Source organism: Halorubrum aidingense JCM 13560 (genome assembly GCF_000336995.1).
Classification (GTDB): domain Archaea; phylum Halobacteriota; class Halobacteria; order Halobacteriales; family Haloferacaceae; genus Halorubrum; species Halorubrum aidingense.
In genome coordinates, this window is sequence record NZ_AOJI01000022.1 from 248,057 (window position 1) to 269,615 (window position 21,559).

The 21,559-nt window shown below is 68.8% G+C and carries 23 protein-coding genes; 13 read left to right on the forward strand and 10 right to left on the reverse strand.

Annotated features, from left to right (window positions below; all coding sequences use genetic code 11):
• Positions 1-8 precede the first annotated feature (8 nt).
• Positions 9-3,497 (forward strand): S8 family serine peptidase, encoded by a 3,489-nt coding sequence (locus tag C461_RS08080; RefSeq protein WP_049906438.1) that lies wholly within the window; start codon positions 9-11, stop codon positions 3,495-3,497.
• A gap of 149 nt (positions 3,498-3,646) precedes the next feature.
• Here the strand turns inward: C461_RS08080 and C461_RS08085 are convergent, their stop codons facing one another.
• On the reverse strand, positions 3,647-4,786 hold the full coding sequence (locus C461_RS08085) for a CBS domain-containing protein (RefSeq protein WP_049906439.1): 1,140 nt from the start codon (positions 4,784-4,786) through the stop codon (positions 3,647-3,649).
• Between the two features lie 138 nt (positions 4,787-4,924).
• Between C461_RS08085 and C461_RS08090 the strand changes: the two genes are divergently transcribed.
• On the forward strand, positions 4,925-5,608 hold the full coding sequence (locus C461_RS08090) for an HAD family hydrolase (RefSeq protein WP_008000232.1): 684 nt from the start codon (positions 4,925-4,927) through the stop codon (positions 5,606-5,608).
• 46 nt (positions 5,609-5,654) lie between these two features.
• Here the strand turns inward: C461_RS08090 and C461_RS08095 are convergent, their stop codons facing one another.
• The gene (locus C461_RS08095) at positions 5,655-6,200 is read right to left on the reverse strand and encodes a hypothetical protein (protein WP_008000234.1); all 546 of its coding nucleotides are present in this window, start codon (positions 6,198-6,200) and stop codon (positions 5,655-5,657) included.
• A 229-nt stretch (positions 6,201-6,429) separates the two neighbouring features.
• Here C461_RS08095 and C461_RS08100 point away from each other — a divergent pair, with 229 nt between their 5' ends.
• The 3 genes from C461_RS08100 to C461_RS08110 all read left to right on the forward strand — a co-directional run bounded on the left by C461_RS08100 (position 6,430) and on the right by C461_RS08110 (position 8,957).
• Positions 6,430-7,206, forward strand: a complete 777-nt coding sequence (locus C461_RS08100; protein ID WP_008000236.1) for an aldo/keto reductase — start codon at positions 6,430-6,432, stop codon at positions 7,204-7,206.
• Between the two features lie 121 nt (positions 7,207-7,327).
• On the forward strand, positions 7,328-8,257 hold the full coding sequence (locus C461_RS08105; protein WP_008000238.1) for a bifunctional methylenetetrahydrofolate dehydrogenase/methenyltetrahydrofolate cyclohydrolase: 930 nt from the start codon (positions 7,328-7,330) through the stop codon (positions 8,255-8,257).
• A gap of 190 nt (positions 8,258-8,447) precedes the next feature.
• Positions 8,448-8,957 (forward strand): GNAT family N-acetyltransferase, encoded by a 510-nt coding sequence (locus C461_RS08110; protein WP_008000241.1) that lies wholly within the window; start codon positions 8,448-8,450, stop codon positions 8,955-8,957.
• A gap of 97 nt (positions 8,958-9,054) precedes the next feature.
• Here the strand turns inward: C461_RS08110 and C461_RS08115 are convergent, their stop codons facing one another.
• Entirely contained in the window at positions 9,055-10,467 is a 1,413-nt protein-coding gene (locus tag C461_RS08115) for a bifunctional metallophosphatase/5'-nucleotidase (RefSeq protein ID WP_008000243.1), read from the reverse strand.
• A 294-nt stretch (positions 10,468-10,761) separates the two neighbouring features.
• On the opposite strand from C461_RS08115, the gene rpl7ae reads away from it, so the two are divergent.
• The 4 genes from rpl7ae to ndk are packed head-to-tail and all read left to right on the forward strand — an operon-like array spanning position 10,762 to position 12,026.
• Entirely contained in the window at positions 10,762-11,124 is a 363-nt protein-coding gene (gene rpl7ae / locus C461_RS08120) for a 50S ribosomal protein L7Ae (RefSeq protein ID WP_008000244.1), read from the forward strand.
• 6 nt (positions 11,125-11,130) lie between these two features.
• Complete coding sequence (locus C461_RS08125) at positions 11,131-11,355, forward strand: 30S ribosomal protein S28e (protein ID WP_004046478.1); 225 nt, start codon at positions 11,131-11,133, stop codon at positions 11,353-11,355.
• 3 nt (positions 11,356-11,358) lie between these two features.
• A complete protein-coding gene (locus C461_RS08130; protein ID WP_008000245.1) occupies positions 11,359-11,547 on the forward strand; it encodes a 50S ribosomal protein L24e in 189 nt (62 codons plus the stop codon).
• Positions 11,547-12,026 (forward strand): nucleoside-diphosphate kinase, encoded by a 480-nt coding sequence (ndk, locus tag C461_RS08135; RefSeq protein WP_008000246.1) that lies wholly within the window; start codon positions 11,547-11,549, stop codon positions 12,024-12,026. The genes C461_RS08130 and ndk overlap by 1 nt, the downstream gene beginning before the upstream one ends.
• Before the next feature lie 263 nt (positions 12,027-12,289).
• Here ndk and C461_RS08140 read toward each other — a convergent pair whose 3' ends face one another.
• From C461_RS08140 to C461_RS16180, 3 genes are all read right to left on the reverse strand, one after another.
• Positions 12,290-13,531 carry an outer membrane protein assembly factor BamB family protein gene (locus C461_RS08140; protein ID WP_008000247.1) on the reverse strand — a complete coding sequence of 414 codons (1,242 nt, stop codon included), beginning with the start codon at positions 13,529-13,531 and terminating at the stop codon, positions 12,290-12,292.
• A gap of 157 nt (positions 13,532-13,688) precedes the next feature.
• Positions 13,689-14,390 carry a carbonic anhydrase gene (locus C461_RS08145; RefSeq protein WP_008000248.1) on the reverse strand — a complete coding sequence of 234 codons (702 nt, stop codon included), beginning with the start codon at positions 14,388-14,390 and terminating at the stop codon, positions 13,689-13,691.
• 153 nt (positions 14,391-14,543) lie between these two features.
• The gene (locus tag C461_RS16180; protein WP_008000249.1) at positions 14,544-14,678 is read right to left on the reverse strand and encodes a hypothetical protein; all 135 of its coding nucleotides are present in this window, start codon (positions 14,676-14,678) and stop codon (positions 14,544-14,546) included.
• Positions 14,679-14,891: 213 nt separating this feature from the next.
• Here C461_RS16180 and eif1A point away from each other — a divergent pair, with 213 nt between their 5' ends.
• Both eif1A and C461_RS08155 read left to right on the forward strand, forming a co-directional pair.
• Complete coding sequence (gene eif1A, locus C461_RS08150) at positions 14,892-15,176, forward strand: translation initiation factor eIF-1A (protein WP_008000252.1); 285 nt, start codon at positions 14,892-14,894, stop codon at positions 15,174-15,176.
• Between the two features lie 120 nt (positions 15,177-15,296).
• Entirely contained in the window at positions 15,297-17,138 is a 1,842-nt protein-coding gene (locus tag C461_RS08155; RefSeq protein WP_008000253.1) for an SLC13 family permease, read from the forward strand.
• 26 nt (positions 17,139-17,164) lie between these two features.
• On the opposite strand, the gene C461_RS08160 is transcribed toward C461_RS08155, so the two are convergent.
• Complete coding sequence (locus C461_RS08160) at positions 17,165-17,764, reverse strand: hypothetical protein (protein ID WP_008000256.1); 600 nt, start codon at positions 17,762-17,764, stop codon at positions 17,165-17,167.
• Positions 17,765-17,914: 150 nt separating this feature from the next.
• Here C461_RS08160 and C461_RS08165 point away from each other — a divergent pair, with 150 nt between their 5' ends.
• Positions 17,915-18,604 (forward strand): helix-turn-helix domain-containing protein, encoded by a 690-nt coding sequence (locus tag C461_RS08165; protein ID WP_008000257.1) that lies wholly within the window; start codon positions 17,915-17,917, stop codon positions 18,602-18,604.
• Between the two features lie 104 nt (positions 18,605-18,708).
• Positions 18,709-18,897 carry a hypothetical protein gene (locus tag C461_RS08170; RefSeq protein WP_008000258.1) on the forward strand — a complete coding sequence of 63 codons (189 nt, stop codon included), beginning with the start codon at positions 18,709-18,711 and terminating at the stop codon, positions 18,895-18,897.
• A gap of 64 nt (positions 18,898-18,961) precedes the next feature.
• On the opposite strand, the gene C461_RS08175 is transcribed toward C461_RS08170, so the two are convergent.
• Genes C461_RS08175 through C461_RS08185 form a run of 3 tightly spaced genes read right to left on the reverse strand, consistent with a single transcriptional unit; the run spans position 18,962 to position 21,511 of the window.
• On the reverse strand, positions 18,962-20,353 hold the full coding sequence (locus C461_RS08175) for a M28 family peptidase (protein WP_008000259.1): 1,392 nt from the start codon (positions 20,351-20,353) through the stop codon (positions 18,962-18,964).
• Positions 20,354-20,408: 55 nt separating this feature from the next.
• Positions 20,409-21,116, reverse strand: coding sequence for a DUF2270 domain-containing protein (locus tag C461_RS08180; protein ID WP_008000260.1), 708 nt, complete (start codon positions 21,114-21,116; stop codon positions 20,409-20,411).
• 59 nt (positions 21,117-21,175) lie between these two features.
• Positions 21,176-21,511: a DUF7113 family protein gene (locus tag C461_RS08185; protein ID WP_008000261.1), complete on the reverse strand. Its 336-nt coding sequence runs from the start codon at positions 21,509-21,511 to the stop codon at positions 21,176-21,178.
• Positions 21,512-21,559: the final 48 nt, after the last annotated feature.

A 21,559-nucleotide genomic window follows, 5' to 3' on the forward strand; every position in this document is an offset into this window, starting at 1 on the left:
GAGTGATAATGAGCAGCCAGCGGCGGGCTCCGACCGCGGTGGCCGTGATCGTTCTCGTCGCCTGCCTACTTGTCGGAGCCGTCGCGCCGGTCGCGGTGGCCGGCGGAATCGGTTCGGCCGGAAGCGCTCCCGCATCGAGTGCCGACAGCGCCGGAACGGGTGCGGTCGACGATGCGGTCATGGGCGAGACAGCTGCCAGCGAGGTATCCGCCAGCGAGGTGTCTGCCGGCGAGACACCCGCCCGTGGCGCGATCAGTCCGGGGCTCAGGTCGGTCGACGGTACCGTCGAACTTGTCGTCCGGTTCGAGGGCGACGCGAAGGTCGGCTCGACTGACGCCGAGGGCCCTGGGGAGTCAGGCACCGTCTCGACGGAGGGACTCAAGACGGCCGCCGCGAACTCGCAGGCCGACTTCGACCGGTTCGCCGACCGCCACCACGCGGTTACGGTCGACCGGCACTTCTGGCTCGCGAACGCGATGCTCGTCACGGTCGACACTGACCGCGTCCCGATCGACCGACTCCTCGAAGTCAGGGGCGTCGAGCGCGTCCACGAGAACTTCCGAGTGGAACTCGACTCGGCTACCGCCGACGATGGCGGAGGTTCGGTCGGCGGTTCCGGCTCCGTCGCGGGTCCCGATCCGGACTTCGCGTCCACCACGTCGGCGTCGACGAACGCCACGTACGGCGTCGACATGGTTCGAGCGCCGGACGTCTGGACGACGTTCGATACCCGCGGGGAGGGGGCGACCGTCGCCGTGATCGACACCGGGATCGATCCCGATCACCCGGACCTGACGGTGAGCGGGTGGGCCGAGTACAACGCCTCCGGCGCCTTGGTAAGCGAAGGTCCGGAACACGCCTACGACGAGGACGGACACGGAACCCACGTCGCCGGGTCCGTAGCCGGCGGGAACGGGAGCGGGACCGCGATCGGCGTCGCGCCCGCGGCCGATCTCTACGGGATCAAAACGTTCGACGAGTCCGGAGAGGGCGCGACGTTCGTGCAGGTGCTCGCCGGGATGGAGCACGCGATGGACGAGTCGAGCGTGGACGTGCTTCAGATGAGTCTCGGTGCCGACGGCACCTTCGCGGAGTTCGTAGAGCCCGTCCGAAACGCGCGCGATGCGGGGAAGATCGTCGTAGCCGCGTCCGGAAACCGCGGACCGGGAACGTCGAGCTCTCCGGGGAACGTCTACGACGCCACCGCGGTCGGGGCCGTCGATCGGAACCGCGACGCCGCGTACTTCTCCGGCGGTCAGACGCTGAACGGCACCGAGGACTGGAACTGGAGCCGGGTGGACGACCGGAGCGGACCACCGGACGACTGGCCGGAGAAGTACGTGGTCCCGGACGTGGCGGCGCCGGGCGTGAGCGTTAATTCGTCCGTGCCCGGCGGCGGGTACGAGCGGTTCGACGGCACTTCCATGGCCGCACCGCACGTCAGCGGCGTCGCCGCGCTGATGATCTCGGCGTCACCCCGGGACGTCACCGACGACGAGCTCCACGAGACGATCCGAACCACGGCGAACCACCCGGACGGTGCGACAGCGCCTGACGCCCGCTACGGGACCGGTATCGTCGACGGGTTCGCGGCCGTGTCGGCCGTCGCGCCCGCGTACGACGTCTCGGACCTCTCGGTCCCGGCGACGGTCGAGCGGCCCGGGCCGCTCAACGCGACGGCGACGGTGACGAACACCGGCCGCGCGGGCGGCGACAACCGCACCGTCGAACTCCGTCTTACCGACCCCGAAAACGCCAGCAACGTCACCGTGCTCACCGAAGAAAACGTCTCGATCGCCTCCGGAAACGAGACGACCGTCCCGCTCAACGGAACGGTCCCCAGTGGCTTCGGAACCGGCGAGACGACCGTGACGATCGCCTCTCCGGAGGACGCCGCCACCGGGTCGATCCGAATCGCCGAGGCGGTCGGGACCGTCAACGGTACCGTCACCGACGCGGACACGAACGCGACGCTCTCCGGGATAGACGTGGCCGTTGAGAACGGTACGGAGACCGTGGGGACGGCGGTAACCGGACCGGACGGGGCCTACGAGGTCGCCGTGCCGGCGACGAATCTGACCGTCACCGCGAGCAACGCGACGTACGCGCCGGCCGACGAGACGGTGAGCCTCGCGGAATCGGGCGACACCGCGACTGCGAACGTCTCCTTGGCACTCCGGAACGGGACGCTCGCCGGGGGCGTGGACGCGAGCGACGGAGGAGATCCCCCGACGAACGCGACGGTAACTGTCACGAACGAGAGCGGAAGCGAAGTGGCCGCAGTCGAATCTGGAGCCGAGGGGACGTACGCCGTCGACCTTCGGCCCGGCGCGTACGACGTCACTGCGGACGCGCCCGACTTCGATCCCACGACCGAAACGGGCGTACAGATCGAGCCCAACGCGACGACAGATCCGGGGTTCCGGCTCGGTCCGCGACCGGCGACGGTGTTCGGAACCGTGGTGAATTCGAGCGGCGGCGAACCGATCGCGGGCGCGACAACGACGGTCGGTTCGGCGTCGAACGTGACCGACGCCGACGGGACCTACTCGCTCGCGGTCGATCGCGGTACGCGCACGGTGACCGCCGCCGCGGATGGGTATGCGAACTCCTCGCAGTCGGTCGATCTCGCGGCGAACGAGACGCGGGAAGTGAACGCGTCACTCGCCCCGCGGGCGGTGTTCTCCGTCCGCGAACTCACCGGCCCGAGCGATATCGAACGAGGCGAGAGCGGCGAGTTCACCGTCTCCGTTCGGAACGACGGGCGGGCGGCGGGCGACGCGACAGTCGACGTCGACGTGACGCCCGGCGGCTCGGCGTCGCCCAACCCGACGACGATCACGGGCGTCGCGGTCGGCGAGACGGACGCCGGATCGTTCACGGTGTCCGTCGGCTCGGACGCGGAGACGGGGGCGTACGAACTCACTGCCACGACGGACGACGACTCGCGCTCGCTCTCCTTCGAGGTGTCGGGCGGCGACAGCGACGACGACTCCGGTGGCGACGGCGGCTCCGACGATGGCAGTTCGGACGACGGCTCCGGTGGCGACGGAAGTAGCGGTGGTGGAGGCGGGGCGCGCGCACCGTCGTCGGACGGCACCGACGACACCGAAGAGTCCTCGACCGAGCCCGACGAGACGAACGAAACCGACGAGACGAACGAAACCGACGAGACGAACGAAACCGGCGAGACTGACCCGACGAACGAAACCGAGGATGTGGGCTCCGTCGGCGACGATCCGATCGACGACGAGTCGGCTGACATCGAGGGCGGGACCGTCGACGCCGAGCCCAGTAGCGACGGCGAGACGGACGCCGATGGCGGCGCGACCGACAGTGAGACCGACGGCGAGACGGAAGACACGCAAAACGGAGACGACGAGGCGGCCGCCGAGTCCGATTCCGAGACGTCCGACGACGTGCCGGGGTTCGGATTCGCAGCCGGTATCGCGGCGGTTCTCGTGACGGCGCTGGTCACCTGTCGCTCCGCTGGATGAAGTCGCACCGAAATCGCGAGCGGCGGGCGATCGAACCGGTACCGAGTGCCGGAGCGACCGGGTCCGATCGAATCGATCGGGGCCGCCGACACGCCGGAACGGTCAGACGTCACGGGACGCCGCGGAACACTGCGGCGACCCTCACCCGCTTACAATTCGCCGAGCTTGCGCAGCAGCTGCCCGCGGTACTCCTCGTCGGCGTTGACGCCTTTGATCTCTAAGACGTTCCGCTCCAGCTTGTCGAGCGCGACGTGGAAGGCGTGTTCGGCGCCGTACCCCTCGCCGGAGCCGCCGACCTGTCCCTCGTTGGTCCGGAGGCGGATCTGACACTGGATCAGCGGCGTGCCGCGGAGCTTCTCTTTGTGCGCGTGGAACCGGACGTGCGCGTGGATGACGTGCATGTCCGCGTACTTGTCCGCGACCTGCTCGATCGACTCGACGATGTGGCCGCGAGTGGTCGTGTCCAGCAGATCGACGTTGGTGATCTGTACGTCCATCGACTCCTGTTCGGTGAACGTGAGCGCGCGGAGCACGTCGGTTTTGGTCACCATGCCGGCGACGGTCTCGGCGTCACCGGGGGTGACGACGAGGCCGGAGACGTCGTTGTCGAACATGCGCGAGACGACCGCGCGTGCCGTCTCGTCGGCCGTCGCGGTGACGACGGGGTTCGACATGATGTCGTAGACGGGGATGTCGAGCATCCGGTCGATGTCGCCCGCGCGGTCGCCGCTGCCCTGTCGCTCGTGGTCGCGGACGACGAACTCGACGATGTCGTTGGTGGTGACGACGCCGACGAGACCGCCGTCCTCGTCGAGAACCGGAAGTCGCGAGATGCCGTTCTCGCGGAGCCGGTTGATGGCGCGGCCGACGCTCTCTTTCTCGTGGATCCCGATCACGTCCTCGGTCGCGATCTGTCCGACGGTGATCGCGTCGAGGCTGTCGAGAACCGCCTCGAGGATCTGGTCGACGGTGACGATCCCGTAGAGCTTCTCGCCCTCGTAGACGGGAGCGATCTTCACGTCGCCCTCGACGAGGAGCCGCGCCGTCTCGCGGACGTCCTCGTGGCGATCCACCGACGGCGCCGGCTTCATGACGACCGACACCTTGGTGTCGTCTTCCATTCGCGATCGCAGGAGCTGCTTTTCTCCGACTACGCCGGCGTACTCGCCGTCCTCCATGACGATGATCCCCTTCGGGTTCTCCCGCTCGAAGATGGACCGGACCTTCGCGAGTCGCTCATCGGCGTCTACTTCGACGTATTCCGGCACTGCGATATCAACAATGTTCATGGTCCAAGTGGAAGGTAGGACGCGCCGGGTATTGAAAGTGCGGGCGGTGTGGCGATCGGTGGGAGTCCGCTCCGACGTCTCGCGGTCACCCGCCGTTCCGGTGAAAGCTTTTTGCCCGTTACCGACCGAGAGCCACCCGTGTACGACGCCGTCGTCTTCGACAAGGACGGGGTACTCATCGGACGGACCTCGTTCGACACCCTCCGAGAGGCCGCGTGGGACGCCTTCGTGAGCCTCGGCGTCGAGGACCCGGACTTGGCCCACGTCGACGACGTCGCCGTCGGCGTCGACCCCGCGACGCTGACCGACATCTGCGAGCGCTACGGGATGGACCCGACGGAGTTCTGGCGCATTCGCGACGAGACCGCCTCGGCCGCGCAGCTCGACGCCGCCCGGAAGGGACAGAAGACACCCTACGACGACGTCGACGCGATCCGACACCTGGACGCGTCTCTCGGCGTCGTCTCCTCGAACCAGCAGGCGACGGTCGACGCCGTGCTCGACCACTTCGACCTCGCCGGTCAGTTCGAGGTCGCCTACGGGCGCGAGCCGTCGATCGCGAGTCTCTCGCGCAAGAAACCGTCCCCGTACTACATCGAGCGCGCGCTGGAGGACCTCGACGCCGAGACCGCCATCTTCGTCGGCGACAACGAGTCCGACGTGCGCGCCGCCGACAACGCCGGCATCGACTCCGCGTTCGTCCGGCGTCCGCACCGCCGCTCCGCCGACCTCTCGTGTCAGCCGACCTACGAGATCGCCGATCTCCACGACCTCGTGAGCATCTGCGGACGGGCGCCGGTCGACCCCGAGGAGTCGGCCTGATCGGCCGCGCCTTTTGAATCGGTAGCCGATTACGCCTCGGAACCGCTCAGACGACGAGTTCCGTCTTGGGCGCGTCGACGACCGTCCGAGAGACCGCCTCGTCGTCCGCGATACCGCGGAGGGTGACGCCGCGGAGCCGGAGCGCGAGCGCCGCGTCCGCTCGCTCCGCGTCGTTCCGGGGGCGGATCGTTCGTTCCGTCAGATCGTCGTCGGTCCGGTGCGCGACGGTGATCGTTCCGTCCTCGAACGTCGCGTGCTCGACGGTCCGGAGCGGGATCGCGTCGGCGCCCAACCGTATCGCCGAGACGAGACTACCGCTGAAAACCGCGACGACCCCCAACAGGCCGAGAACGAGCTGTACCGTCACCCCGTCGCTCCACGCCCACTCCATCGCGACGGTCGCGAGGGCCGTGACGAGCGCGAGGCCCGGCCACCCGCCGTGTCGGACGACCGGTGGGAGCCGTCCCGCGGCCAGCGCAGCGAAGCTCCCGGCGAGGGCGCCCGTCACGCCGTGCCGAAAGCGAAGCTCGCTCGGCCCGACTAGCACCGACCCGCGAGTCGTTTCGAACGCCCACGTGTCCGTCGCGGTCATCGACGACCGGGACGCGGCGAGTCGGCGAGGCGGTTCGAGAACGACGTCGCGTTCGGGCGTGTCAACTCGGGTTCGAACCGGGATCTCGAACCGGACGCTCGGCGGCGAGGGAGGGCGGGCGTGACCATGGCGGGACAGCCGATCGTGTCCGGGAAACGACTTAAATTGGCACCCCCCGGTCGCCTTCGCGAGTCGGGCGTTTTTATCCGGGGCGGAGCGTTGACGGGGTATGGACCTTCCGCCAGTCGGTCTCGGGACGATGGGAATCGACGATCCCGAGCCGATCGGGACGGCGCTGTCGGTCGGCTACCGCCACCTCGACACCGCGCGGATCTACGACAACGAGGCCGTCGTCGGCGAGGGGCTCGCCGCCGGGCTCGCGGCGACCGACGTGCGTCGCGAGGACGTGACCGTCGCGACGAAGCTCTGGATCGACGACCTCGGTCCCGACGACGTGGGGCCGACGGCCCGCGAGAGCGCCGATCTGCTCGGCGTCGAGACGCTCGACCTGCTGTACGTCCACCGGCCGCGCGGCGCGTACGACCCCGAGGCGACGCTGCCCGCGCTCGACGCGCTCGTCGACGACGGCCTCGTCCGGAACGTCGGCGTCTCGAACTTCGAACTCGCCGACCTCGACCGCGCGATCGAGGCGCTCGACGCGCCGCTCGCCGCCCACCAAACGGAGCTTCACCCGTTGTTTTATAAGCCGGCGCTGATCGAACACGCCCGCGAACACGGGTACACCGTCGTCGCGTACTCGCCGCTGGCCGGCGGGCGGGTCGGCGAGATCGACGCCGTCGTCGACGCGGCGGCGGCGCACGACACGACGCCGGAAGCGGTCGCGATCGCGTGGGCGACCGCGAAGGAGCCGGTCGTGACGATCCCGAAGGCGTCGAGCGAGCGACACCTCCGGGCGAACCTCGCCGCCGCCGATCTGGAGCTCTCGCCCGCGGAGACCGCCGCCATCGACGCGGTCGAACGCGAGGAGGAACTGTTTCCCGAGTAGCCGCCGCCGACCCACCTCTCGAACCGGAACGATCCAGTGATACGCATATATCGGCCGAGCGACGACCGGATATGACCACGATCCCGCGTTGTTTTTATATCGCCTTCCCGTCCGTGTCGGTATGACCGAGACCGCCGAGGAGACGGAGCCCGCCGATGAGACCACGATCATCGACGGTAACGCCGTCGCTGCGGACGTGCGCGCCGACGTCGCCGAGCACGTCGAGACGCTCGAAGACGCCGGCGTGACGCCCGGGCTGGCGACCGTGCTGATGAGCGACGACCCCGCGAGCGAGACGTACGTCTCGATGAAACAGCGCGACTGCGAGGAGGTCGGCATCGAGGGGATCCACGTCGAGATCGACGCCGACGCCCCCGCCGCGGAGCTGTACGACACCATCGACGACCTGAACGCGCGCGAGGACGTGCACGGCATTCTGGTGCAGCTGCCCGTGCCGGACCACGTCGACAAGCGGAGCGTTCTCCGACGGATCGCGCCCGAGAAAGACGTCGACGGCTTCCACCCGGAGAACGTCGGGCGACTGGTCGCCGGCGACGCCCGGTTTAAACCCTGCACGCCGCACGGCGTCCAGAAGCTCTTGGCCGCGTACGACGTGGAGACGGAGGGCGCCGACGCGGTCGTCGTCGGCCGCTCCGACATCGTCGGCAAACCGATGGCGAACCTCCTGATCCAGAAGGGACCGACCGGCAACGCGACCACGACCGTCTGTCACTCCCGGACGGAGGACTTGGCGGGCAAGCTGGCGGACGCGGACATCGTGATCGCCGCCGTCGGGATACCGGAGTTCATCGACGGCTCGATGCTGAAGGAGGGCGCGACCGTCATCGACGTGGGGATCAACCGCGTCGAGGCGGACACCGAGAAGGGATACGCGCTCGTGGGCGACGTCGAGTACGAGTCGGCGAAGTCGGTCGCGGGGGCGATCACCCCGGTTCCCGGCGGCGTCGGCCCGATGACGCGCGCGATGCTGCTTTATAATACGGTGAAGGCGGCCGGTCTGCAACACGACGTCGCGATCGATCTGGAGTGAGGCGAGGACGCGGCCGGACGGACCGCGGGCTGCTCAGGACCCGTCGCTGACGCACCGAAGACGACTGCGACGGAATCCGCCCAAATCCCGGCCCTCTGGTTATCGGCGATCGCTCGCGGGCGCGCACTTGCCGTCGGCCCGCCACCGGACCGCATATTTAGGTATAGATTTCAGATTCTGCCACTCGTCCATGGAGATACGACCGTTCACCGCGGATGACGCGGACGCCGTCGTTGCGGTACATCGACGCGCCTTCGGCGGGAGGACCGACGAATCACGCATCGTACGGCGGTTACACGACGCCGACAAGGCCGTGGTCTCGCTCGTGGCAGTCACAGACGACCGCGTCGTGGGGCACGTCCTGTTTTCCCCGACGACCGTCGCCGGTCACGGCGAGACAGTCAGGCTGGTGGGGCTGGCACCGGTCGGTGTCCTCCCGGAACACCAACGCGAGGGCGTCGGCTCGGCGCTGATTCGGCGGGGGATAGCGCGATGCCGTGCGGCCGGTGTTGACGCGGTAGTCGTGTTGGGTGACCCCGAGTACTACGGTCGCTTCGGCTTCGAACGAGCGAGCGGGTACGAGCTCGACAACGAGTACGGTGCCGACGAAGCGTTCATGGTCAAACCGCTCTACGAGGGGGCGTTAGACGGGGTGAACGGACTCGTCACGTACCGGCCGGAGTTTCAGACGAAGGAGTGAAGCGTCGGGCCGGTCCCAGAGCGGGCCCCGGTAGCTCCGAGGCGTTCGGCGGCGCCGAGCGCGTGTGATCGCGAAATCGCCGTCGGGGCCACGCGCCCTAGTCGTCGTCGCTCGCGACCGCGGCCCGGTTTTCGATCTCGATCCGACCCTCGATCGCGGGGTCGATCCCCCGTTCGCGAGCGTAGTCGGCGAGCACCTCGTACTGGATGCCGGCCTCGTCGATCCGGTGGCGCTGCGCGAGCGTCGGGAACTCGTGTTCGGAGTGGAGCAGGTACTCCGAGACGGCGACCGTGTAGCGCTCCTCGGGATCGATCGGCTCGCCGCCGACGGTGGCTTCGAGGATCAGTTCGGCGTCGGCGTCCCAGACGACCCGCGCGTTCGAGACGTGGCCGTGCCACCAGTCGTCCTCGCCGAAGTCGACGTCGGGGGCGGCCATCTCCCGGAACACGTCGTGGAGCTCCGCGCCCGTCACGGACGCGAGCGTCACCGGCTCCTCGAAGGGGATGAGGCTGATCAGGTCGGCCTTCGTCACGTCGCCCGCGAGGGGGTCGCCCTGTCGGAGCCCGCCCGCGTTCGACAGGCCGACGTCGGCGTCGTGTACCCACCGGAACGCGTCGGCGACGAAGTTACCGACGCGGCACTCCCCGCCGTGGACGACCGCGCCCGCGCGCTCGATCGGTTCGTCGACGACGTCGACGACCTCGCCGAGGTCGGCGGCGGCCATCCGGTCTGCCAGGGCCGCTTCGAGCCCGGGGACGGGCGCGGCGCCGTCCGGCTCGTGGAGCGTCGCGTCGGGGACGGCGGACCCCAGTTCGATCTCGGCGACCGTCTCGCCGTTGACGCCGGGGCGGACGAGCCGCGTGTCCGCGACGACCTCGTTGCGCCGGCTGTGGACGTGTCCGCCGAGGACCGCGTCGACGTCGAGTTCGCGCGCGAGGTCGTCGTCACCGGCACCGAGGTGTGAGAGCACGACGACGTGGTCGAGTGGTCCGGCGCCGTCGGCTGCGGCGACCGCCGCCCGCATCTCGTCGAGCGCGTCGCGGGCGGCGGTCACGGGGTCCGAAAAGGAGAGCTCGGCGGCCATCGGGTTCAGCGAATCGGTCGCGGGATCGGTGACGCCGACGAACCCGACCGTCGCGCCGTCGACCTCTCGAGTCGCCCACGGGACGACGCCCTGCTCGCGGCCGAACGGCTCGCCGTCCTCGTCGCGGACGTTCGCCGAGACGAAGGTCGCGGACGCGTCCGCGACGAGGTCGCGGAGCGCGTCGGGGCCGTAGTCGAACTCGTGGTTGCCGAAGGTGTCGAGGGCGGTGTCCGTCGCGGCGTAGAAGTCGTGGATCTGCCGTCCCGTCGCGACCAGCGAGAGGACGCCGGGGGCGGTCGTGTCCCCGGTGGCGACCACGGCGGCGTCGGGGCCCGAGAGCTCGGCGATCCGGCCGGCGAGGCGGGCCGCCCGCTCGGGGGCGTCGAAGACGTTCTCGATGTCGGAGTAGTGGACGAGACGGACCATTCGATGTCGGTGTAGAGGAGCGAGCGGCGCTTAAAAAGCGCGGAGTTTCGGTCGTCGATTCGGCGTGCGCGTTCGCGAACGGGCGCCCGCCGAAACTGTCACGAACGTCCCGACGTGACCGAGACGCCGTCGCCGTGATCCCCGCTCGCACACGCGCAGGACATTGAAAGCGCTTTTATGGATGTCCGGACTACGTCGCTTCACAGCCTCTGCGGGGTTGATGATGTGCCGTTCCGTTAGGGACCGACCACGGGACGGACACGCGAGCCCACGCCGAGGATAGGTGAACAACATATGCCCGTTTACGTAGACTACGAAACCCCAGCCGACCTCGCCGAGCGATCTCTTGAATCGCTCGAGGTCGCCCGAGACACCGGTACCGTGAAGAAAGGAACGAACGAGACCACGAAGGCCGTCGAGCGCGGCAACGCCGATCTCGTCATCGTCGCCGAGGACGTCTCCCCCGAGGAGATCGTGATGCACCTCCCCGAACTCGCAGAGGAGAAGGGCATCCCGGTCGTCTTCGTCGAGACGCAGGACGAAGTCGGTCACGCCGCCGGCCTCGAAGTCGGTTCGGCCGCCGCCGCCATCGTCGACGCCGGCGACGCCGACGACGACGTCGAGGACATCGGCGAGAAGGTCGCGGAGCTCCGATAACCACCCATGAGCGCAGAAGAGGGCACCGGCGATTCGACCACCGCCGAGGTGATCGAGGTCGTCGGCAAGACCGGGATGCACGGCGAGGCCATGCAGGTCAAGTGCCGCATCCAGGAAGGATCGAACCAGGGCCGGATCATCACCCGGAACGTCCTGGGACCCGTCCGCATGGGCGACGTGCTCCAGCTCCGCGAGACCCAGCGCGACGCCGACTCCATCGGAGGCCGATAACCAATGGTCGAGACACGCACCTGCGATTACACCGGCGAGGAGATCGAGCCCGGCACGGGCACGATGTACGTCAAGAAGGACGGCACCATCCTCCACTTCGTCGACTCGAAGGCGGAGAAGAACTACTTCCTCGGCCGCGAGGCGCGCGACCTCGAGTGGACCGAGGAAGGCCGTAAGCAGGGAGGCGAGTAATGAGCCACCACGACGAACGCACCTTCGTGATGGTCAAGCCCGACGGCGTCCAGCGCGGCCTCATCGGCGAGATCGTCTCTCGCTTCGAGGACCGCGGCCTGAAGCTCGTCGGCGGGAAGTTCATGCAGATCGACGAGGACCTCGCGCACGACCACTACGGCGAGCACGAGGACAAACCGTTCTTCGACGGCCTCGTCGAGTTCATCACCTCCGGCCCCGTCTTCGCGATGGTGTGGGAGGGCGCGGACGCGACCCGACAGGTCCGCGCGATGGTCGGCGAGACCGACCCCGCCGAGTCCGCCCCGGGCACGATCCGCGGCGACTTCGGCCTCGATCTCGGCCACAACGTGATCCACGCGTCGGACCACGAGGACGAGGGCGCGAACGCCCGCGAGATCGACCTGTTCTTCGACGAGGACGAACTCGTCGACTACGGCCTCGACACCGCCGCGTGGGTGTACGAGGACGAGCAGCACTGAGCCGGCGACCCCGACGCGATTTCGTCGGCGTCGTTTCGCGCCGTTTCGTTTTGGAGACCCGACGTGGGATCCGCGGTAGCGGTCGCTATCGTGACACACCGCGTTTCCGATGAAAATTCGGTGACACCTCGCTCTCGTCTGCCGGTTTTTGAGATTCGTTGGTTAATAAACCGGGGCGACCCGCCGGCCAGCGTCGCCGACCGAGAGCGACGGACCGGGGACCGGAACGCGGGAAGTCGCAGCCCTCCAGCGACCGGTGGTCGCTACCGCGACAGCGCGATGATCCGACCGTCTTCGGTGACGACGATCACCTCGTCGCTTCCGTCGTCGGTGACGTCGGCGAACAGCGGCCCGGCGTAGACGACCGCAGAGCCGACGCCGCCGCGGGTGAGCGCCTCTCCGGTTCGGCTCATCACGAGCGTGTCTCCGTCTCGGTTCACCGCGACCGGCGCCACCGTTCCGTCGCCGTCGACGTCGCCGACTCCCGGCGGGTTCACGCGGGTCTGACCGCCGTACTGCTGTTTCCACGAGACCTCTCCGTCGAGGAGGTCGACCGCCCAGACGCTCCCGACGCCGCCGACGAACACCTGTCCGGGACTGGCGTCGCCGACGGAGACGGGGCGGTCCTGTAACCCGATCTCGTACCGGAGCGACCCGTCCTCGGTCTCGATGGTCTCTAGGTTCCCGTTCGCCCCGCCGAGCGCCAGTATCGGCCCGTTTCTCGTGTCCGCGGCGTTCCAGCTCAGCGGCGTGACCGCGGGCGTCGTCGTCCACCGCGTCTCGCCCCGCTCGTCGAGCAGGTGGACCGTGTAGTTCCCGTCTCGCTCCGTCGCCACCGCGAGCCCGCCGAGATCCGCGTCGTCGGTGGGGGTGGAGTCGGTGGGCTCGACGATCAGGGGCCGTCTGTCGACCGATTCGCCGAGGTCGGTCTCGAACAGTCGGTCACCGTCGCCGTCAACGACGAGCACCGTGCCGTCCGCCCCGGTCGCGGCGAGTTCCGACTCTCCGTTGCCGGTGAGGTCACCGATCGCCGGTTGGAGTCCGCCCGGCGCGTCGGTTTCGACGACGAACCGCTCCGCGCCGTCGGCCGCGTCGAGAACGACGAGCGACCCGGAGTCCGTGGTGAACGCGACGACCGGGTCGCCGCCGAGGGTGCCCGATGTGAGCTCGCTGATCCCCGCGGGATCGTCGGTCTCGTCGCCCCCGCGGTCGCCGACGGCGAGCGCTGAGAGCGGTGTCGTCCACGCGACGCCCTCGCCGACGGTCGTCGCGCGCACGGCGCGTTCGCCGTCGGCGACCGTCGATTGGAGCACGACCGAGTCGCCCTCCATGGAGGCGATCACGGCGCCGGTGCCGTCGTCGCCCTCGACGGGTTCGGTCTCCCAGACGATCTCCGTGTCGATCGACGTGTCGTCGATACCGACGAACGCGAAGAGGGCGACCCCGACGCCGGTTGCGCCGCCGGCGAAGAGGATCAGGCTCGCAAACAGAACGCGACGGTCCATGTGCTCGGAATTCGGCCGGAGCGCTCATACCGCTGTCGGATGCAGAACCAAAATAGAACAGAGGGTGACGGGTCGATAGAGTGGTGGCCCGGGAGGGTGGTTGGTCAGTAGAACGGTGGCCCGAGAGCGCGGTGGGTCGCCGGATCGACGGAGCCGACTACAGCAGGGTCGCGACGTGGTCGGCTCGCTCGTCGCCGACGAGGTCGCGGAGCACGGCCGGGTCGCGCTCGCCGTTCGCGTTCACCAGGTAGGTGACACCGTCGCGCTCGCCGTAGGCGTGATGGAAGTCGTAGACGAACCCGTACACGTCGGCGTCGCCGTCGGCAACTTCGTCGGTCGCTAACGCGGCCGAGACCTGCTCGTGGACGTTGTACTCGACGAGTCGGTTGCGGCGAGTCGCACCGACGTCCGAGCCGTCTCCGGCGACGGCGTCGTCGGCCAACCCGCGCTCGACGATCGGTACGAGGTCCTCGACGTCGGCGCGCACCCCCGGTTCGGCCGGGTACTCGCCGGTTTGGACCGCCGAGAGCGCGGCGCCGACCGCGCCGCAGCCGGTGTGGCCGACGACCGCGAGCACGTCCGTGTCGGCGTGACCGAGAGGGTACGCGATGCTCCCCGAGAGGACGCGATCGCCGTCGACGACGTCGCTTACGCGGTTCCCGATGTTGCCTGCGGTAAACAGATACCCCGGCCGATCGATCGCCCACATCCCCTCTTGAGAGACGCGAGAGTCCGAACAGCAGACGGAGACCACCGGCGGGCGCTGCGCCTCGCGATAGTCGGCGAACGCGTCCACGTCGAGCGAGTCGACGTGCCGGTCGTTGCGGTCGAGGAGTTCGATCAGCAAACCGTGGGCCATGGGGCCGGTTCGACGAGTCGAATGAAAAAGGCACACGAAAGCGCCACACACGGGTCACCACGGCGGCGGCGAGACGAGCGCTGCCAGCCACGGTGACGTCGAGACGAGCGCTGCCCGCCGCGGCGAGGGCGGGACGCATCTCGGTCCGGGCGGTCAGACGATCAGACCGATCCCGAACACGACGAATCCGACGACGAAGACGGCGAGCACGGCGATCGTCGCCACCACGACCGCGGGCGCGAGCACCTCGTCGTCGTCGTTCAGGACGATGGATTCCATGTCTTCCATGTCTCCTACGAGCGGTGCGGTGGGATTTGAACGCTTCGCTCGCCGTCGCCCTCGAAGCGAGGTTTCTCTCGTGCACTCCGTCGACGGCGAGCGCGTCCCGCGTTCACCGCCAGTACCGACCTTCGTTCACCGCCAATTCGTGGGAAATAGTGGCACGAGATACGCGCACACGGATCTCCCATCACTTATACGGCAGAACGACTTACTGGCTGTATGAGCGAAGAATCCGGGCGTCGGAACCTCCGAATGCCCTCGGACGACGAAGTGTTCGCCGTGGTGACGGAGCATCTCGGCGGGAATCACGTCCGTCTGCGCTGTGTGGACGGCGAGACGCGACTCGGTCGGATCCCCGGCCGCATGAAGTACCGCACGTGGATAAGCGAGGGCGACGTCGTCCTCGCCGAACCGTGGTCCTGGCAGGACGAGAAGGCGAACGTCGAGTGGCGGTACACCGACGAGGACGCGGACCAGCTGCGGCGCGAAGGCCACATCCAGTAGTTTCTCTACTTCTGTCGCGGAGCCGCCCGATAGACGGACCCGGACGCGGTCGGTCGTCGGAGAACGGAACGTGAGTCTCGAGAGCGAAGCCCTATGTAGTTCGACAGAGGGGAGTGTACCATGCTCGCCGGCGCGTCGACAGGGACGCTCGTGGTGTTCGGGCTGATAGCGGCCGCGCTGGTGCTGTTCGTCACGGAGGCGATCCCCAACGACATCACCGCGATCGGAATCGTCGTCGCCTTGGCGGCGCTGGAGCCGTGGACGGGTGTGAGCGCCCGCGGCGCGATATCCGGGTTCGCCAACACGGCGACGATCACCATCGTCGCGATGTACATGCTGAGCGCCGGGATCAACGGCACGGGACTGGTAGAGCGGCTCGGGATTCGACTGGCGTCGGTGACCCGCGGGAGCGAGACGCGCGCGCTCGCGGCGACCGTGCTGACCACGGGACCGATCGCGGGGTTCGTCAACAACACGCCGGTCGTCGCCGTGTTTATCCCGATGATCACCGATCTCGCCGACCAGAGCGGGGTGTCGCCGTCGAAGCTGCTCATGCCGCTCTCGTACGCCGCGATCCTCGGTGGGGTCCTCACGCTGATCGGTACCGCGACCAATCTGCTCGCGAGCGAGTTCGCGGCCACCCTCCTCCCCCGCGGCCCGATCGGGATGTTCGAGTTCTCCGCGCTCGGGGTCGTCGTCCTCTCCGTCGGAGTTCTCTACCTGATGACGATCGGCCGACGCCTCACCCCGGCGCGTATCCCCGCCGGCGCCGACCTCGTCGAGGAGTTCGATCTCGACGAGTTCCTGACACACGTCCGCGTCCCGCCCGGGAGCGACTCGCTCGGGATCCCCGTGTCCGACCTCGCCGAGCGGACCGAGGCCGGCGCGAGCGTCCTTCAGCTCCGGCGGGACGGGAAGGGGTCGCTCGCGGTCGATTCCACCCGCCGACTCCGCTCCGGCGACGTGCTCGTTGTCCACGGGACGCACGAGTCGGTCGAGGCCCTCTGTGCGGAGCGCGACCTCCGAACGCTCAGCAGCCAGGAGGTGACGGACGAGACGCTCGAGAACACGACGACCGACGCCATCCTCGACAAGGCGCTCGTGCCGAATTCCTCGACGTTCGTCGGTGAGACGCTTGCGAAGACTCGCCTCCGAGAGGTGTACGGAACGAGGGTACTCGCGATCCGGCGGGAGGGGAAGCTGATCCGTACCGGACTCGACGACGTCGAGCTCGCGGCCGGAGACCTCCTGCTCGTCCGGACGACCCCGGAGTCCGCGGCCCACTTCGCGGAGTCCGGCGACCTCGTCAGCGTGGACGCGGAGGGACTGGACCGCCTGCTCGACGCGGACGTCGAGACGGTCGCGCCGCTGTCGCCGCGGGCCCCGATCGCCGTCGGGATCATGGTCGCGGTCGTCGGCGCGGCCGCCCTCGGCGTCCTCCCGGTGGTCATTGCCGCGCTCGGGGGCGTGTTCCTGATGGTTGTCACCGGCTGTCTCACCACCTCGGACGCGTACGACGCCGTCTCGTGGAACGTGATATTCCTACTCGCCGGCGTGATCCCCCTCGGACTGGCGATGGAGCGGACCGGCGGGGCGGCGCTGATCGCGGAAGGGCTCGTGGCGACCGGAGCGATACTCCCGACCGTCGCGGTGTTGCTGCTGTTCTCGCTGGTGACGGGGATCCTCGCGAACGTCATCACACCGGTCGCGACGGTCGTGTTGATGATCCCGATCGCGGTGGACGCGGCCGCGCAGCTCGGCGCGAACGGGTTCGCGTTCCTGCTCGTCGTGATGTTCGCGTCGGCGACCTCCTTCTCGACGCCGGTGGGGTATCAGACGAACCTGATGGTGTACGGTCCCGGCGGCTACGAGTTCACCGACTTCGTCCGGGTCGGCGGACCGCTTCAGATCCTGCTGGCGGTCGTGACGACCGTCGGCGTGACGCTGCTCTGGGGCGTGTAGCCGCGATCGCTGGCCCGCCGAGCCGATCAGGCGAACAGCACGATTATCACGGCCACGAACAGCAGTTCGCCGCCGACGAGGAGGACCGCGAGCAGCCAGTAGCGGTTCGTCCAGACCCAGTCGGCGGCGCGGTCCCGGGGCGCCGCGTCGGCCGACTCGTCCGCTCGGTCAGTCGCGTACGCCTCGTCGAGGCGCCATCCCGTCTCCGGGTCGTACGTCGCCGGGATCCGCGTGCCGACCAGCTCGTCGACGTCGAGCGGGGAGACGCCGGCGGCGGCGAGGAACTCGAGGAACGCCGCCGACTCGGACAGCGAGCCGTCCCGAGGGGCGGCGAACCGCTCGGTGTGCGTGGTACCGCCGTGTGGCGGTTCGAGCTCCACGACGACCGTGCTGCCGACCGACCGCACGCCGGTCACGATCAGGACGCGCTCCTCGTCGTTGAGGTACGCCTCGCGGAGACGGCGCTTCACCGCCTCGTCGACGTGGCTGTCGGTGGAGCCGTCGACGTGGCTGTCGGTGGAGCCGTCGACGGGATCGTCGACGGGATCGTTGACGTTCGCAGCCGTCGACGCGGCCGATTCGGTCGACTCGGACGTTCGCCCGTCTCGGGAGGGTCGGTCGGGCATTCGTCCCGGAGTTGGTGACGCGGCGCAATAAGCGCGCGGCAGAGTAGCGGCCAGCACGGCTGACGGCGCCCCTGCGGCCCGGATCGGGCCTCGTCGAAGCCCGCACCTTCCCGCCGGAAACCGTATCCCCTTCCGCGCGTATCCGTTCGTATGCGTGAAGTGACGTTTCGGATACGCCACCACGGCGGGCCGGAGTCGGACGTGAGCGCCCGACACCCCGAGGTGACGTTCCGGTCGGTCTCCTCGATGACCGGGCGCGGGACCGAACGGAAACGGATCATCGAGCTTCGAGGGCCGACGGAGGAGATTCAGTCGTTTATCGAGGAGTTCAGGGACGCTCCCGCGGTGATCGAAGCGGAGCCGCTCTCGTCGGTAACTGGCAATCACACGTATCTCGCGTTGATCATCGACACCGTCGGCTGGGGCTCGATCCGCGGGCGATTCGCCGAGATGGGTATCCACTACCGAATGGGGACGACGATCGCCGGCGGGATCGAGCGATGGACGGCGTACCTGGACGACGACGACGACCTCTCGGAAGTGATGCGTCGGCTCGAAGAGGGCGGGAACGAGGTCGAACTCGCCCGAAACGTCGAACTGGCGTCGATAGAGCGCCCCCCGTCGCTCCCGGCGTCCGGGATCCTCGACGGGCTCACGGCGAGACAGCGGGAGGTGCTGGCGACCGCCATCTCGATCGGGTACTACGATCACCAGGGGGGCGTCGGCGTCGAGGACGTCGCCGACGAACTCGGGCTCGGGTCGACGACGGTGTGGGAACACCTCTCTCGGGCGGAGTCGAGCGTGATGAACGCGCTGTTCGACCGGTTCGAGACCGAGTGAGGTCCCGTTCGTGGGAGCCGGTGGCTGCCGAAATTCCCCCGAAACGGCTCGTTCGCGGCGATTCTCGAACAATACTTTTGTAGCTTCGGGACGGAGCGCCGCGTATGAACGAGGGTTCGGTGTCCGTTCCGGCCGAGCAGTACGACCGGCTCACGGCGCTCGCGGCCGCCCGCGGGGTAACGCCAGAGGCCCAACTCGCCCGCCTCATCGACGACGCCTACGAAGGGCTCGACGGCGACGCGGAGGCGGCGGACACGCTGCCGCTCGGCGTCTGCGACTCCGAAGAGGCGTAGGGGGCGCGCCGCGAGACAGACGAGAGCTATCTGTCGGCGGTTCCGACTCCACCGGTCGGACAGGTCACCGATCGTACGGCCACCGACCGCCGGTCTTGAGCTCTTGAACGTATCCGCTGGGAATGGATCGGCGGATCTCGTCTCTGGGTCGGTGTTCGACCGCCCCGCCGTGCGCCGCGTCGTCGCCCGGCGTCGCGAGCCTGTACGTCGCCTCCGCGATCAGCGTCGCCACCTCTCGCAGGTCGCGCGGGTCGAGTTTGTCCAGCGTGTCGGCGTGAGTGTGACCCCAGCCCCGACCGGACCGGTCCGAGGTCGTCGACGCCATCACCGCCGGGATCCCCTCCTGAACGAAGGCCCACTGGTCGCCGTGCGGCGATATCGTCTCGCCGACCGAGAGCGGGGCGTCGAACGCGTCGGTGACCGCCTCGAACACGGCCCGCATCCCGTCGAAGCCGTTGGTGCCGACCCGGAGGTTCCGGGAGCTACACGCGCCGTCGAGGTTGACCACGCAGGCGATCTCGTCGCGGGGGGTCGTCTCCGCGGTATGGTACGCGCCCCAGAGACCGATCTCCTCGGAGCCGAAGGTGATCAGGCGGACGCGGGTGTCGAGGTCGTCTTCGACCGACGCGAGCAGGCGACCGACCTCGGCGACCAGCGCGGAGCCGGCGCCGTTGTCGTTCGCCCCGTCACTCACGTCGTGGGCGTCGACGTGCGCCGTGAGCAGCACCGCCTCGTCGGTGTCCGGCCCCACGTCGGCGACGGCGTTGATCGAGGTCGCCGGCTCGTTCCGACAGTCGACCTCGACGGTTACGTCGAGGTGGTCGGCGGCGTCCGCGCTCGTCGCGGCGTCCTCGGCGAGTCGCGCGAGCCGCTCGCCGACCTCCTTCGAGACGCCCACGGCCGGAATCGGGCCGGGGCGATTGTGGTACCCGATCTCGCCGGTCGGCGGGAGCGCGCCCTCGATGTGGTTGCGGAAGACGAACGCGACGGCGCCGCGCTCGGCCGCGTTGACGTACTTTTCCATCCGGTGGATCCACCGTCCGTGGGACTCCGGCGTGCGCGAGGTGACCATCGCGACGGCGCCGTCGAGGTCGTCGCCGGCCGCCTCGAACGCCTCGTCGGTGCCGTCGCCGACGTCGACGAGCGGCGCCGTCGCCTCGCCGGCGGGCGTGCCCGGAAGCGCGATGACCTCGTGGGACCGTTCGTGGCGGCGGTCGACGGCGCCCGACAGCTCGATCGCGGCGTCGCCGCGCCACCAGCCGGGGATCTCGAACTCGACGAGCCCGGCGTTGCGGAGGCCGACCTCCTCGAAGGCAGCGACGACTCGCTCTGCGCCGCGGCGCTCGCCGGCGGATCCCGCCATCCGGTTTCCGATGTCCGTCAGGTCCGTGAGGATGTCCCACCCGAAGTCGCTCGTGCGCGCGTCGCCGACGACGCGGTCCGGTAGCGCTGTCATACGACTCGGTTGGACCGAGAGTGAAAAGGGGTATGGAAAGCGGAATCGACCCGAATCACTTCCACTCGTCGGCGCCGTCCGCGGACTGGATTTCCCCCTTCGCCTGCCTGGGGCGCCGCCGCAGCGTCAGCGTCAGCACGACGAGGTAGAAACAGCCGACGAGCGCGAGCACGAAGGCGCCGTGGATCGCGCCGATCGACGCGGTCGCGACGACGCCGCTCCCGGACGGGGTGAAGACGGTGAGCCGAACGATCCACGCGGCGACAAGGACGGAGAACAGCGGTGCGTACACTCGACGGAGGCGTCGGGACATCGCCTCGACGGCGGGCGTCTTGATCCTCGGCTTACGGAGGTCATTGCTCAGGAGCTTCCGCCAGTTCGACTGCTTGACGCCCTCCGGATCGAGCGCGTTCGCGAACACGTTCTCCTCTAAGAGTCGCACGCGGGACCGCCAGATGTCGAACATCCGGTAGCGGCGGGTCTCGATCCCGAGGAAGACGCTGAGCATTACGAGTCCGATGAGCAGCACGTAGTGGGGGCGCGCCTCGTTCGAGAAGGTCCACGTGAGCAGCGACGCCGTCACCACAACCGCCCAGTTGGTCGTTCGGTCGATGCGAGTCCGCCACGACGTCGTCCGACCGAGCTCGCCACGATACGTGTGAGCCATAAGCGAAAGGAAGTCGGAGCGGTCTCCCGCGGCCTCGGCCGCGACCTCGCGCTCCTTCCGCGAACCCGGATCGAAGTCCTCTGGTGGTTCGGACATACCGTCCGTTCCGGGGGCGAGACGGGTAAGTCCGACGCGCACCCCGGTGTGGCAACGCCTCAGGCGGGGTCCGCCTTCGTCACCTCGATCGTCACGGAATCGGGATCGACGCCGATCCGAGCGAACTGCGTGCGGACGTGCTCTTTCGCGGCGTCGATCGCGGCGGCCTTGGTGTCGAACCCGCGGGGCATCGGTTCCTCGAAGGCGACACGGATCTCCTCGCCGTCGACGAGCAGCGCGGAGCCGCCGCTCTCGACTTGGTAGAAGGAGTCGCACACCCAGACGTACGGCGCATCCTCGTTCGGTGCGCCCTTGTAGGCCGGCGGCTCTTCGCCGCGCTCGAACACCGTCCCGGTGAGGTCGGTGCCGCCGCCGCTGCCGCAAACCAGTATCATGCGTTCGGTACGTGCTCAACGGTGAAAAGGGCGCCGCGGTGACACGGC